Here is a 12,488-nt window from a genome sequence, read left to right as displayed (position 1 = left end):
CCCGACTTACGCTGACGGCAGTACACGTGCGTGAGCAATGGCACCAGTGGGGATAACCCGGAAACACGTGCGGAAGAGGCGTCCGATGGGTGCAGGCGAAAGACCTCTCAGCGAGGTGAAGTTCCTGACCGTTGCTGAAGTGGCCACGGTCATGCGGGTGTCCAAGATGACGGTGTACCGGTTGGTGCACTCCGGCGAGCTCCCGGCCATCAGGGTCGGCCGCTCGTTCCGAGTTCCCGAGCAGGCGGTCCACGACTACCTCAGGGAGGCTTACATCGAGGCTGGCTAAGCCTGAGAGGTAGCGGTGTGATCGGTGGTCACATCGCGAGTGTTGTCACACGGTTACCCCCAGGGGGCGATCTACCGTGGATCGCCGGTAGTCTGTTGACCGGTGTGCGCTCGCACACCGAGTCAGCCTTGCTATCAGTTACCTGGGGGTCCCGTGGGCTCTGTGATCAAAAAGCGCCGCAAGCGGATGGCCAAGAAGAAGCACCGCAAGCTGCTGAAGAAGACGCGCATCCAGCGTCGTAACAAGAAGTAGACGCAGTCTGTGAGGCGCCGATGACCCACACCGTGCTTGTCACCGGGGTCTCGCGCCACATCGGCGCCCGGGTGGCGAGCGTTCTCGCGGCGGACCCGGACATCAGTCGCGTCATCGGAGTGGACACCGTGCCGCCCCCCTCGCTGACCCGAGATGGCGGCATCTCCCTCGGCCGGACGGAGTTCGTCCGGGTGGATCTTCGCAGCCCCGACATCGCTCAGGTGATCGCGGCTGCGGACATCGACATCGTTGTGCACATGAGCCTCGTCAGCGCTCCTTCGGGGAGCGCGGGCCGAGCGTCCATGAAGGAGCACAACGTCATCGGCACCATGCAACTGCTCGGTGCCTGCCAGCGGTCGTCGAGCGTGCGCCGCGTGGTGGTCCGTTCCACCACCGCGGTCTACGGCTCGTCGCCGATGGATCCGGCGGTGTTCACCGAGGACGTCGAACCTCACGACAGCCCGTCCCACGGCTATGCCAAGGACGCGGCCGAGGTCGAAGGCTATGTCCGGGGCTTCGCGCGCCGCCGTCCCGACCTCACGGTCTCGACGCTGCGCTTCGCCAACTTCATGGGTCCAGGCGTCGACTCGCCCCTGACGCGCTACTTCAGCCAGGCCGTCATGCCGACCGTGTTCGGCTTCGACCCCAGGCTGCAGTTCGTCCACGAGGACGACGCGGTCGAGGTGCTGCGAAGGATGGCCCTGGAAGATCACCCCGGCACGTACAACGTGACCGGGGAAGGCGTGCTTCTGCTGTCGCAGTGCGTCCGCCGGGCTGGAGCCTTCGCCCTTCCGCTCCTCGCCCCCGCCTTCCGCATGCTGGGCGAGGCCGCCCGCGGTACCGGCCTGGTCGACTTCTCACCCGAGCAGCTGCGCCTGCTGTGCCATGGCAGGGTCGTCGACGGCGCCAAGCTCGCGGCCGAGCTCGGTTGGAAGCCCAAGTTCACCACCGCCGCGGCGTTCGAGGACTTCCTGCGGTCGAGGAAAGGTGTCAGGCGTTGAGCGCCTCTCCCGAAGAGCGCCGGGTGATTCCCATCACCGAGGCGCCCTCCTACGCCGGCGGGGACGACGACGCCGTCGCCCGCCTGCTGGCCTTCGTGCGCCGCCGCCTCACCGGCGAGTACGAGGTGGACGAGTTCGGCTACGACGCCGAGCTCACCGACAAGGTACTGCTGGAGCTGATCAGGCCGCTCTACCACCGGTGGTTCCGCGTCGAGACCTCTGGCCTGGACAACATCCCCTCCGACAGCGGCGCGCTGATGGTCGCCAACCACTCGGGCACACTCCCCGTCGACGCGCTGATGATGCAGGTGGCGATCCACGACGAGGCGGGGCGCGCGCTGCGGCTGCTCGGCGCCGACCTCGTCTACCAACTGCCCGTGCTCGGCCAGCTGTCCCGCAAGACCGGCCACACCCTGGCCTGCCGCGAGGACGCCGACCGCCTGCTGCGCAAGGGCGAGCTCGTCGGGGTGTTCCCCGAGGGCTTCAAGGGCGTCGGCAAGCCCTTCTCCGAGCGGTACAAGCTGCAGCGCTTCGGCAGGGGCGGCTTCGTCGCGTCCGCCATCCGCGCGGGCGTGCCCATCGTGCCCACGGCGATCGTCGGGGCGGAGGAGATCTATCCCAAGATCGGCGATCTCAGGTTCCTCGCTCGGCTGCTCGGCCTGCCGTACCTTCCGATCACTCCGCTCTTCCCGTGGTTCGGGCTGCTCGGGCTGATCCCGCTGCCGTCGAAGTGGATGATCGAGTTCGGCGAGCCGATCAGGACCGACACCCTCGAGCCCGCCGCGGCCGACGACCCGATGCTCGTCTTCGAGCTCACCGACCACGTCCGCGAGGTCGTCCAGCAGATGCTCACGGCCCTGCGGCTGCGTCGCGGCCACGCCTTCTTCTGACCTCCTTCTCACCTGGGTACGGCCCGCCGTACCGCAGCGCGTGAACCCGGATGGCGCCGGACGGAGAGATACCGGGGACCGCGCTGATTCCACGAAGGGGGCGGCCTGTTGACCGCGCCATCTCCCGTCAGGCTCAGGGACGACGAACTGATCCGAGGCTCCCTGGCCGACCCTGAACAGTTCGCCGAGCTGTTCGACCGCTATTCGGGAATGCTGTATCGCTACGTCTCCCGGCGTCTGGGCCCTGAGCCCGCCGAGGACCTCGTCGGAGAGACGTTCCTCGTCGCGTTCTCGAAGCGGAACAAGTACGACCAGTCCTACGTGGACGCCAGGCCGTGGCTGTTCGGCATCCTCACCAAACTGCTCTCACGCCACCACAGGAGCGAGGCGGCCCGATACCGGGCGCTGCTGCGCCTGCCACAGGACGGCGTGGCCGAGTCGCCCGCCGAGCGGGTCGTGACCGGCGTGACGGCGCAGGCGACCAGGCCGTTGCTGGCCAGCGCCCTGGCCGCGCTGCCCGCGAGGGACAGGGACGTGCTGCTGCTGGTGGCCTGGGGCGACCTGGCCTACGAGGAGGTGGCGCAGGCGCTGTCCATTCCGGTCGGAACCGTGCGCTCCCGGCTCAACCGAGCGCGCAGGAAGGTCCGCGCGGCGCTCGGCGACACCAATCCGATGCTGGAGGAGGCGTGACCATGGACGATCTGAGGATGCTTCGCGACTTCGGCGACGAGCTGGAGCACGAGCCGCCCGCCTCGCTGGTCCGCCAGCGTGCGCGCTTCACCGAGCGGCCGCGCCGCAGGTTCAGGCTCGGCGGCTGGCCCATGCTCGGCCTCGCGGCCGTCGCGACGGCGGCGGCCGTGGCCGTGCCCATGGTGATGCTGCAGGGCGGCGGCCGGCTGACGGCGGGAACGGTGGCCCCTCCGGCGGGCGCGCGCCCGGCCAAGGCAGGCCAGGCGATCAACGTGCTGCTCGTCGGCTCCGACACCCGCCAGGGCGAGGGCAACGCGAAGTACGGCCGGATCGCGTCCACGATGGATTCGGGCCGCAGGGCCGACACGATGATCCTGCTGCACCTGTCGGCCGACGGGCGGCGAGCGGTCGCGGTCAACCTGCCCCGCGACTCGATGGTGCAGCTGCCGAGCTGCGACGGACGGCCGGGCGGGCTGAACATGCTCAACGCCTCGCTCGACATCGGCGGCCTGCGGTGCGTGTGGACCAGCGTCGAGAAGCTCACGAAGGTCAGGGTCGACCACGCCGTCGAGATCGACTTCGCCGGGTTCAAGAAGATGGTCGACGCCATCGGCACCGTCAGCGTGAAGGTGCCCAGCCCCATCGACGACAGGAAGGCGAAGCTGAAGCTGCCCGCGGGCGATCACAGGCTCAACGGGGAGCAGGCGCTGGGCTACTTCAGGCTCCGGTCCTACGACGATGGCAGCGATCTGTCGCGTATCAAGCGGCAGCACCGGTTCCTGGCCGCGATGGCGAACGAGGTGAGGAGCAGCCCGACCAAGCTCGCCGCGTTCATCCAGGCGGCGGGTGAGGCGCTCACCACCGACGAGGGGCTCGGGGTCAGGGAGATGACCGACATCGCGCGGGGCATGTCGGAGGCCGACCTTTCCTTCACCACCGTTCCAGTCGAGCCCCACCCCGACGATCGCAACCGCCTCAGGTGGAAGCAGCCCGAGGCGGGCCGGCTGTTCCAGGAGATCGCCCACGACCAGCCTATTGGACGATAAGTCCAGTAGAGGTTATCGTCTGCGGCATGAGAGCGTGGGCGGCGGCGGCAGGGGTGCTGACAGGTGTGGCCATCGGGGCGGTCGTGCGCGCGCGGCGCGCCCCTCACCTGGCGACGGCGCGCGGACGCGTCCTCGCCGTCACCACCTCTGACGGCGTACGGCTGGCCGTCGACGTCGACGAGCCCGCGGCCCCGTCGTACGCCGTGGTGTTCGCCCACGGCTGGGTCCTCAACAGGCACTCCTGGCACTTCCAGCGGGAGGCGCTGGCAGGGCGCGCCATGCTCGTCTTCTACGACCAGCGAGGGCACGGCGACTCCAGCGCGGGCGCCGCGGACCGCTGCACGATCGAGCAGCTCGGCGAGGACCTGCACGCGGTCATCAAGGCCGTGGTGCCTGCCGGGCTGCCCGTGGTGGTCGTCGGCCACTCCATGGGCGGGATGACGGTGATGGGGCTGGCCGCGGCCCGCCCCTCGCTGTTCGGGTCGCGCATCGTCGGCGCGGCGCTCGTGAGCACGTCGCCTGGCCGGTTGGGGGAGAGCACGTTCGGGCTGCCCGGACCGATCGGCAGGCTCGCGCCGCGCGTCACCCCGCTGCTCATGAAGCGGCTGCGGGACCCGCTGATCAACCCGGTCACGACGCTGCCTCTCACCCGCCACATGGCCTTCGGGCCGCGCAGGGAGCACCTGCGATTCGTCAACAGGATGATCGCGGCGACGCCGGCGACGGTGATGGCGGGCTTCTTCCACGGCATGGTCGCCCACGACAAGCTCGCGGCGTTACAGGCGCTCGCGTCGGTGGAGACCCTGGTGCTGGTCGGCGCCCTCGACCGGCTCACGCCTCCCGTCCACAGCCGCAGGATCGCCGGCGCCCTGCCCTCCGCCAGGCTGGTCGTGGTCCCGGGCGCGGGGCACATGGTCGGGCTGGAGAACCCGACGGCGGTCGGCGTCGAACTCGCCGCCCTCCTGGAACGCTGCTCCTTGCGCCTCGAGAAACCGGCCTCCCTGGGCTAGCCGGCGCTCAGAGGGAGCGAGGGCCGCGGGGAGCGAGGGCTCGGGGAAGCCAGGACCTCGAGAGGAGGGAGAGCTTCGGGAGGGGCGCGCCTGAGCGGCGGGGGCGGGCCCGGTCAGCTGGAGCGGTAGTGGCGGCGCAGCGCGATGCCCGCGGCGATGCCGCCCGCGAGCGCGCCCACGCCCGCCGCGATCGGCAGTGCGGTCAGCGTCGCCTTGCGCCCGGTGCGGAAGTCGCGGATCGGCCAACTGTGCTTCTTGGCGTGCTCGCGCAGCTCCGAGTCGGGGTTGATGGCCACCGCCCTCCCCACGAGCGAGAGCATCGGCAGGTCGTTGGCGGAATCGCTGTAGGCGGTGCAGCGGGTCAGGTCGAGCCCCTCGCGGCGGGCCAGCGCCCGCACCGCCTCGGCCTTGGCGGGGCCGTGGAGCAGGTCGCCGACCAGCCGGCCCGTGTAGACGCCGTTCTGCGACTCGGCGACCGTGCCGAGCGCGCCGGTCAGGCCGAGCCGCTGGGCGATGACCCTGGCCAGCTCGACGGGCGTCGCGGTGACCAGCCAGACGCGTTGCCCCGCGTCGAGGTGCGACTGGGCCAGCGCCCTGGTGCCCGCCCAGATCCTGTCCGACATCTCCTCGTCGTAGATCTCCTCGCCGAGCCGTACGACGTCGTCGACCTTGCTGCCCGCGACGAAGGCCAGCGCGGTCTCGCGGGCCACCGCGATGTGCTCGGGGTTCTCGTTGCCGCGCAGCCGGAAGACCGCCTGGCCGACCGCGAACTTCAGCAGGTCGGAGGTGGTGAACATGCCGCGCGTGGCCAGGCCGCGGGCGAAGTGGTAGATCGAGGCGCCGCGCATCATCGTGTTGTCGACGTCGAAGAAGGCCGCCGCCTGCAGGTCGGGCTCGGCGGGAACCGTGGCCACCGCGGCGGCCGCCGCCACCTCGCCGGCAATCTCCGCCTCAGCCGCCCGATGCCGTCGTAGTAGCCGCCTCATAGCCCCTCAGCTTAACCGGGAAGTGTTAACTATCCGCTCGGCAGACGCAGCCCGTCGATGTAGTCCAGGTAACCGTTGGCCTGTTCCTGGTCGACGTCGTTGAGCCGCTCCAGCATGGGGTCGACCTTCTCGTGCTGCTCCTCGACGAACTTGTCGATCTTCGACTGGTCGCGCGGCACCGCCCTGTCCATCCGCTCGATCGCCGAGCGGGTGCTCTCCTCCATCTCCTGGAGGGTGGCGCCGACGTGCGGCCCGCCCCCGCCCGCGTCGAGCAGCGCCTCGAGTTCCTCGGCCCGCTTGCCGGCGGCGTCGAGTGCGCTGCCCGCCTTGTCGGGGTTCAGCTCGGTGATCGCGCCCTCCGCCGCCCGCTTGAGCGGATAGAGCATGTCGCCGGGCACCGCGCGGTAGGTCACGATCACCGACAGCACCATGGCCGTCGCCAGGCCTGCCGCCAGGAGCGGCGACAGCCAGCGCAGCGGCCTGCGCTCCCGCCTGTGAGTCGCGGCGGGCAGCGTCTCGGACATGAGCGTCTCGCGCAGCCTCGCCCTGAACGCCGGGTCGGGGCCGCCGCCCAGCGGGAGGTTCTCGCCGAGGTCGTTCAGCTGGCCTAGGAGGGCATCATGAGCGGACAGCCGACGTTGGAATGGCGACCTACCCATGAACGCTCCCTGCCGCCCCCGAATGATGATCTACCAGTGATACTTGCCTAACGACCTGCCGAGGGGTGAGGTTACGCCAGATCGGGCTTGAGGGCCCTGGCCAGCGATCGGATCGCTCGGAACTGCAGCGCTTTGATCGCTCCACTCTTCTTCCCCATGATCAGTGCGGTCTCCGCGAGTGACAGGCCGTGCAAGAACCTCAGGACCACGCATTCCTGCTGCTCGGGATTGAGATCCCGGACGGCGCGCAGCACGCGGTCATTGATGATCGCCGTGACGACGGCGTTCTCAGGGATGTGCGCCCCGTCCAGGGGGACGTCGAGCACCTCGGCGGTCGTGACCTCCAGGCGGTAGCGGCTCGACTTGAAGTGATCGGTGACGAGGTTTCGCGCGATGGTCACGAGCCAGGCGCCGAAGTCACGGCCCTGCCAGGTGAAGTCGGTGATTCGGCGAAGCGCGCGAAGGAAGGTCTCGCTGGTGAGATCCTCGGCGAGGGGGTGGGAGCCGACCCTGAAGTAGATGTAGCGGTAGACCAGGTCGAGATAGCGGTCGTAGAGCGTTCCGAAAGCGTCGTTGTCGCCGGCTTTCGCCTGTAAGACCAGGGCGCGCAGCTCACAGTGCTCCGTGTCCGGGACGTCTTCGCGCACGGCAAGTTCGCTCGTCCGTGCTCCTCCGATGGCGGAGGGAGGAAGTAGCCCGGCGAACGACCACGAGTCAGGCATCCGGTATCCCTAGGGGTAAGGGGTGCGGCGTGCTCGAACACTCTAGAAATCAACTGGAAATTCCACAATCCGCACAGGGCGCGGCATGACTACCAATAACCGGCGGATACCGTGTGGACCGACCCGCTTCCCTCTTCGACTACCGGTTGGGAGGTAATGTCCGGCAGCATTGGGGGCACCATGGAACTTGTCGTCGCAGTGATCGCGTTCGCCGGCGCCTTGCTCGCCGGGATCGCCGCGTTCGCCCTGGTGCGCCGCCTTCAGGAAGACCGTGACGGCTGGCTGATCGCCTGGATCGTGGCGGCGATCGCCCTCTGCCTCTCCCTCGCCGTGGTCGGTCTGGGCGGCCTGCAGACGTTCGGGCCCCTCACCTTCAGGCTCTACCAGTTGTTCGGAGCGCTCCTGGCGCCGCTGTGGCTGGCCATCGGCCTGGTCCAGCTGCTCGCGGAGAAGGGCCGCGCCAGCTTCGCCGCCTGGCTGCTCGGCGCCGCCGTCACCATCGTCTCCACCTACATCCTGATCCTCGATCCCGTGATCGAGGAGGCCAAGCTCAAGAACGAGACCCTGCCGTCCGGCAGCCTCCACTGGGACCTGGTCGCGGGATCGGTCCTGACCGGCGTCCACGCGCTCGTCGTCCTCGTCATGCTCGGCTGCCTCGTGGTGGCGGGACTGCGCTGGCGCAACGGCGACGACTACGACACCGACAACCTGCACGCCAGCCTGGTCATCGCGCCCAGCGCGATCGCGCTGGTCGGCTCCGTGCGCTTCAGCGTGCCCGCCCTCTTCACCGTCGCGCTGCTCGTCGTCGCCGCGGCCGCCATCTGGTACTGCGTGCTGCGCCCGCTCGCGCCGTACGACGAGGAGGAGGACGACATCGCCGAGGAGCACTGGGACTCCCGCCCGGCCGGCCGCAGGGCCGCGTCCGCGCCGCAGCCCGCCGCGCCGCAGCCCCAGCCCGTCCAGCAGCCGGCCGCGCAGCCCCGCAGGTCGGGGCTCGGCGACCTGGTCGCCGAGTACCGCGCGGGCGAGCAGGAGATCGACTACGCGGCCCGCATGGATCCCTTCGCCTCGGGGCCCGCCACCGGCTCGTTCATGGCCAACGGCGAGGACCGCGGCTACGGCTCGATCCCGCCGAGCGGCCCCCAGCCCGGCCACATGAACCCGAACGCGAGCCCCCACACGGGGCCGCACAGCATGCCGGGCGCCCACTCCCAGGCGCCGCCGGAGACCGGCATGTTCGGCGTGCCCGAGGGCCTGTCCGCGGGCTCCCACGGCTACGGCTCACGCGCCCGCGAGCCCGAGTACGGCATGCCCGCCACCGGCGCCGTCTACCCGGGCGCCGAGATCCCCGGCTTCACCACCGGCTCCACCACGGTCCCCGCCGGCGGCACCTCGCGCCCCTCGCCGAGCATCTACGGCCTGCTGACCGTCTTCACGATCATGGACGGCTCCGGCGACGCGTTCGACCGGCTGGCCGAGCAGACCGTCGACGCCGTACGGCGCGGCGAGCCCGACACGCTGGTCTACGCCTGCCACGCGGTGAAGTCGGCCCCGCTGCAGCGGATCGTCTACGAGCTCTACCGCGACGAGGTCGCCTACGCCGAGCACCAGCGCCAGCCGCACATGGAGCGCTTCCTCACCGAACGCCAGTCGATGGTGCTCGCCACCAACGTCATCGAGCTCAACGTCAACGCCGCCAAGGTCGTGCCGTTGCCGACGGCCTTCCAGCTCTGACGCCGTGCCGTACGGAACGGTCAGCCGGACAGGGCGGCGCGCAGGCGTGACTCGGAGACCCGCCAGAAGTCGTGCTGCACCCCGTCGATGAGAGTGACGGGAATCATCTCCCAGTACTTCTCCGTCAGCTCGGGCGAGGAGTTGATGTCGACCTCGTCCCACGGCACGCCCATGTCCTGCGCCACTCTGGCGATGATCGCGCGGGCGTCGTCACACAGATGGCAGCCTGGCTTGCCCAGCAATGTGATGCGGTGCATCCCCTCAGCCTAGCCACGACTTTGTGCGTCGGTTCACAAAGGGATTACTCTGAAAGGCGGCCAGATTACTGTTCGCGCAGCCCCAAGGAGCCTCGGCACGTGATGCGTCAGTCCCAACCGCGTGACCGCGGCATCCCCGAGGCGACGGTGGCCAGACTCCCGTTGTACCTGCGGGCGCTCAACGGGATGGCAGAACGCGGCATCGCCACGGTGAGCTCGGAGGACCTGGCCACCGCTGCGGGGGTCAACTCGGCCAAGCTCCGCAAGGACCTGTCACACCTCGGCTCGTACGGCACCCGCGGCGTAGGCTACGACGTGGAGTACCTCGTCTACCAGATCTCCAGGGAGCTCGGCCTCACCCAGGACTGGGCCGTCGCGATCGTCGGAGTCGGAAACCTCGGCCGCGCGCTCGCCAACTACGGGGGTTTCGTCTCCAGGGGCTTCCGCGTCGCGGCGCTGCTCGACGCCGACCCCGAAATCGTGGGCGACGACATAGCGGGGTTGAATGTTGAGCACATCGACGAACTGGAAGCCGTCATCAAGAGGCGAGGGGTCTCGATCGTCGTGCTGGCCACGCCGGCGGCGGCGGCGCAGGAGTTGTGCGACCGCGTGGTCGCCACAGGAGTGACCAGCATCCTGAACTTCGCCCCAGTCGTGCTTTCTGTGCCTGACACTGTCGATGTCCGTAAGGTCGACCTGTCGATCGAGCTGCAGATCCTTGCGTTCCACGAGCAACGCAAAGCGGATCGGATGAGTGGGGGGCCGTTGATGGCCGTGGACAGCCAGTGAGCGTTCTCGCGATCGGACTCAGTCACCGGACCGCTCCGGTGTCCTTGCTGGAGCGTGTGTCGGTGTCCGGCGACGCGCTGGTGAAACTGCTGCAGGACGTTCACAGGGAGGTGAACGTCGCAGAGGTCATGGTCATCTCGACCTGCAACAGGGTCGAGGTCTACACCGCGGTGGACAGGTTCCACGCGGCCGTCACCGCGATCACGAACCTGCTGGGCACGCACTCCGGCGTCCCGGTGGAGGAGCTGACGCCGCACCTGTACGTGCACTACGAGGACCGTGCGGTCGAGCACCTGTTCTCCGTCGCCTCCGGCCTGGAGTCGATGGTGGTCGGCGAGGGGCAGATCCTCGGCCAGACCCGCCAGGCGCTGAAGCTCGGCCAGGAGCAGGGCACGGTCGGCGCCACCCTGAACGAGCTGGCCCAGCAGGCCCTGCGCGTCGGCAAGCGTGCCCATGCCGAGACCGGGATCGACCGCGCGGGCGCCTCGCTCGTCACCGCGGGGCTGTCCTTCGCCGGTGACCTGACCGGCAGGCGCGCCCTGGTCGTCGGCGCGGGCGCGATGAGCGGCCTGGCCGTGGCCACGCTGGCGCGGGTCGGCGTCACCGACGTCGTGGTCGCCAACCGCACCTACGACAAGGCCGTACGGCTGGCCGATTCGGTCGGCGGCAGGGCCGTCGAGCTGTCCGAGGTCACCCGCGAGCTCAGGGACGCCGACCTCGTCATCTCCTGCACGGGCGCGGGCCACCATGTCATCACGCCCGACATGCTCGAAGGCCCCGCCTTCCTGCTGGACCTGGCGCTGCCGCACGACGTCGACCCCGCCGTCCGCGCCATCGACGGCGTCACGCTCGTCGACCTGGAGACGATCCAGGACTCGGGCGTCGGCGCGGGCGAGCAGGACGCGGTCGAGGCGGTCCGCCGGCTGGTCGCGCAGGAGCTCGACGCGTTCCTGTCGGCCGAGCGGGCCGCCCGCGTCACCCCCACCGTGGTGGCGCTGCGCAGCAAGGCGGCCGACGTCGTCGAGGCCGAGCTCGGCAGGCTGATGATGCGCCTGCCCGACCTCGAGGGCCGGGCCCGCGACGAGGTGGCGCAGACCGTCAGGCGGGTGGTCGACAAGCTGCTGCACGAGCCGACCGTGCGTGTCAAGCGGCTCGCGACCTCCCCCGCGGGCGATCATTATGCGGAGGCTCTGCGCGAGCTGTTCGATCTCGATCCCTCGATGCCCGAGGCCGTGAGAGGGGTGGACCTGTGAAGCTCGGCACCCGTAGGAGCCTCATGGCGACGACCCAGTCGCAGATGGTCGCCGACCTCTACACGGCGAAGACCGGCCGGACGATCGAGCTGGTCGGCATCACCACGTTCGGCGACGTGTCCAAGGCCCAGCTGTCGCAGCTGGGCGGCACCGGCGTGTTCGTCAGCGCGCTGCGCGACAAGCTGGTCGAGGGCGACATCGACTTCGCCGTCCACTCGCTGAAGGACCTGCCTACCAAGCAGGACCCGCGCTTCGTGCTGGCCGCCCTGCCCGAGCGCCACGACGTCAGAGACGCTCTGGTTGGCAGGACGAAGTTCGCCGACCTGGCGCCGGGAGCGAGGGTCGGCACCGGCTCGCCGCGGCGCATCGCGATGCTGCGCGCCCTGCGCGACGACCTCGACTACGTGCCGATCCGCGGCAACGCCGACACGCGCATCGGCAAGGTCACCTCGGGCGAGCTCGACGCGGTCGTTCTGGCCTCGGCGGGCCTGACCCGCATCGGCAGGCAGGCGGAGATCTCCCAGATCTTCGAGATCGAGGAGATGCTCCCTGCTCCCGGTCAGGGCGCTTTGGCCGTAGAGTGCCTCTCGACCAGGTCTGACCTGGTCGACTTCCTCAGCGTGCTCGACGACCCCCGGACCAGGTCCGCGGTGACGGCCGAGCGCGCGGTGCTGTCCGCTCTCGAGGCGGGATGCTCGGCCCCGGTCGGCGCGTTCGCCCTCGACGACGGGCACACGCTGAACCTGACCGCAGCGGTCGTCGCCCTCGACGGCCGGGAAGCGGTGCGCAAGTCCGCCGCCGGTTCTCCTTCGGAGGCCATGGAGCTGGGCCGCGAGCTAGCGGCCGCCATGATCGCCGAGGGGGCCGACAGATTGATGGGGGAGCAGTCCCATTGAGCTCCGATAGTCCA

Annotated in this window: 15 protein-coding genes; 11 read left to right on the top strand and 4 right to left on the bottom strand. The window is 69.7% G+C overall.

All coding sequences use genetic code 11. The annotated features are described in order from the left end of the window. The first annotated feature begins 85 nt into the window (after nt 1–85). The 7 genes from ACFSKW_RS37100 to ACFSKW_RS37070 all read left to right on the top strand — a co-directional run bounded on the left by ACFSKW_RS37100 (nt 86) and on the right by ACFSKW_RS37070 (nt 5,178). Entirely contained in the window at nt 86–289 is a 204-nt protein-coding gene (locus ACFSKW_RS37100) for a helix-turn-helix domain-containing protein (protein ID WP_026214222.1), read from the top strand. 153 nt (nt 290–442) lie between these two features. Beyond that, nucleotides 443–541, top strand: a complete 99-nt coding sequence (locus tag ACFSKW_RS37095; RefSeq protein ID WP_018654693.1) for a 30S ribosomal protein bS22 — start codon at nt 443–445, stop codon at nt 539–541. A 20-nt stretch (nt 542–561) separates the two neighbouring features. Next, nucleotides 562–1,542 (top strand): NAD-dependent epimerase/dehydratase family protein, encoded by a 981-nt coding sequence (locus ACFSKW_RS37090; protein WP_379577984.1) that lies wholly within the window; start codon nt 562–564, stop codon nt 1,540–1,542. 23 nt (nt 1,543–1,565) lie between these two features. Then, nucleotides 1,566–2,432, top strand: a complete 867-nt coding sequence (locus ACFSKW_RS37085) for a lysophospholipid acyltransferase family protein (RefSeq protein ID WP_379577982.1) — start codon at nt 1,566–1,568, stop codon at nt 2,430–2,432. 108 nt (nt 2,433–2,540) lie between these two features. Continuing rightward, nucleotides 2,541–3,122, top strand: coding sequence for an RNA polymerase sigma factor (locus ACFSKW_RS37080; protein ID WP_379577980.1), 582 nt, complete (start codon nt 2,541–2,543; stop codon nt 3,120–3,122). Nucleotides 3,123–3,124: 2 nt separating this feature from the next. Beyond that, nucleotides 3,125–4,168 carry an LCP family protein gene (locus ACFSKW_RS37075; RefSeq protein ID WP_379577978.1) on the top strand — a complete coding sequence of 348 codons (1,044 nt, stop codon included), beginning with the start codon at nt 3,125–3,127 and terminating at the stop codon, nt 4,166–4,168. 26 nt (nt 4,169–4,194) lie between these two features. Beyond that, nucleotides 4,195–5,178: an alpha/beta fold hydrolase gene (locus tag ACFSKW_RS37070; protein WP_379577976.1), complete on the top strand. Its 984-nt coding sequence runs from the start codon at nt 4,195–4,197 to the stop codon at nt 5,176–5,178. Between the two features lie 113 nt (nt 5,179–5,291). Here ACFSKW_RS37070 and ACFSKW_RS37065 read toward each other — a convergent pair whose 3' ends face one another. The 3 genes from ACFSKW_RS37065 to ACFSKW_RS37055 form a co-directional block, all read right to left on the bottom strand. After that, nucleotides 5,292–6,164 carry an HAD family hydrolase gene (locus ACFSKW_RS37065; RefSeq protein WP_379577974.1) on the bottom strand — a complete coding sequence of 291 codons (873 nt, stop codon included), beginning with the start codon at nt 6,162–6,164 and terminating at the stop codon, nt 5,292–5,294. A 29-nt stretch (nt 6,165–6,193) separates the two neighbouring features. Continuing rightward, nucleotides 6,194–6,823 (bottom strand): DUF5667 domain-containing protein, encoded by a 630-nt coding sequence (locus ACFSKW_RS37060; RefSeq protein WP_379577972.1) that lies wholly within the window; start codon nt 6,821–6,823, stop codon nt 6,194–6,196. 71 nt (nt 6,824–6,894) lie between these two features. After that, a complete protein-coding gene (locus ACFSKW_RS37055) occupies nt 6,895–7,545 on the bottom strand; it encodes a sigma-70 family RNA polymerase sigma factor (RefSeq protein WP_379577970.1) in 651 nt (216 codons plus the stop codon). Nucleotides 7,546–7,725: 180 nt separating this feature from the next. On the opposite strand from ACFSKW_RS37055, the gene ACFSKW_RS37050 reads away from it, so the two are divergent. After that, nucleotides 7,726–9,279 (top strand): putative quinol monooxygenase, encoded by a 1,554-nt coding sequence (locus tag ACFSKW_RS37050; RefSeq protein ID WP_379577968.1) that lies wholly within the window; start codon nt 7,726–7,728, stop codon nt 9,277–9,279. Nucleotides 9,280–9,299: 20 nt separating this feature from the next. Here ACFSKW_RS37050 and ACFSKW_RS37045 read toward each other — a convergent pair whose 3' ends face one another. Continuing rightward, nucleotides 9,300–9,536: a glutaredoxin family protein gene (locus ACFSKW_RS37045; protein WP_379577966.1), complete on the bottom strand. Its 237-nt coding sequence runs from the start codon at nt 9,534–9,536 to the stop codon at nt 9,300–9,302. Nucleotides 9,537–9,638: 102 nt separating this feature from the next. Here ACFSKW_RS37045 and ACFSKW_RS37040 point away from each other — a divergent pair, with 102 nt between their 5' ends. From ACFSKW_RS37040 to hemC, 3 genes are read left to right on the top strand one after another with little or no spacing between them, the layout of a single operon-like run. Then, nucleotides 9,639–10,325: a redox-sensing transcriptional repressor Rex gene (locus tag ACFSKW_RS37040; protein WP_358129423.1), complete on the top strand. Its 687-nt coding sequence runs from the start codon at nt 9,639–9,641 to the stop codon at nt 10,323–10,325. After that, nucleotides 10,322–11,578, top strand: coding sequence for a glutamyl-tRNA reductase (locus ACFSKW_RS37035; protein WP_379577963.1), 1,257 nt, complete (start codon nt 10,322–10,324; stop codon nt 11,576–11,578). Before ACFSKW_RS37040 ends, ACFSKW_RS37035 begins: the two co-directional genes overlap by 4 nt. Beyond that, nucleotides 11,575–12,474: a hydroxymethylbilane synthase gene (hemC, locus tag ACFSKW_RS37030; RefSeq protein ID WP_379577961.1), complete on the top strand. Its 900-nt coding sequence runs from the start codon at nt 11,575–11,577 to the stop codon at nt 12,472–12,474. Before ACFSKW_RS37035 ends, hemC begins: the two co-directional genes overlap by 4 nt. The last annotated feature ends 14 nt before the right edge of the window (nt 12,475–12,488 follow it).

Origin of the sequence: Nonomuraea mangrovi (genome assembly GCF_042681425.1) — a bacterium.
Lineage (GTDB): Bacteria > Actinomycetota > Actinomycetes > Streptosporangiales > Streptosporangiaceae > Nonomuraea > Nonomuraea mangrovi.
The sequence above is the reverse complement of the archived record's forward strand: the minus strand, read 5'-3'. Positions and strand labels throughout refer to the sequence as shown.

Coding starts and splice junctions, on each gene's coding strand:
- ACFSKW_RS37100 (WP_026214222.1), top strand. CDS start 86: ATGGGTGCAGGCGAAAGACCTCTCAGCGAGGTGAAGTTCCTGACCGTT.
- ACFSKW_RS37090 (WP_379577984.1), top strand. CDS start 562: ATGACCCACACCGTGCTTGTCACCGGGGTCTCGCGCCACATCGGCGCC.
- ACFSKW_RS37075 (WP_379577978.1), top strand. CDS start 3,125: ATGGACGATCTGAGGATGCTTCGCGACTTCGGCGACGAGCTGGAGCAC.
- ACFSKW_RS37070 (WP_379577976.1), top strand. CDS start 4,195: ATGAGAGCGTGGGCGGCGGCGGCAGGGGTGCTGACAGGTGTGGCCATC.
- ACFSKW_RS37065 (WP_379577974.1), bottom strand. CDS start 6,164: ATGAGGCGGCTACTACGACGGCATCGGGCGGCTGAGGCGGAGATTGCC.
- ACFSKW_RS37060 (WP_379577972.1), bottom strand. CDS start 6,823: ATGGGTAGGTCGCCATTCCAACGTCGGCTGTCCGCTCATGATGCCCTC.
- ACFSKW_RS37055 (WP_379577970.1), bottom strand. CDS start 7,545: ATGCCTGACTCGTGGTCGTTCGCCGGGCTACTTCCTCCCTCCGCCATC.
- ACFSKW_RS37050 (WP_379577968.1), top strand. CDS start 7,726: ATGGAACTTGTCGTCGCAGTGATCGCGTTCGCCGGCGCCTTGCTCGCC.
- ACFSKW_RS37045 (WP_379577966.1), bottom strand. CDS start 9,536: ATGCACCGCATCACATTGCTGGGCAAGCCAGGCTGCCATCTGTGTGAC.
- ACFSKW_RS37040 (WP_358129423.1), top strand. CDS start 9,639: ATGCGTCAGTCCCAACCGCGTGACCGCGGCATCCCCGAGGCGACGGTG.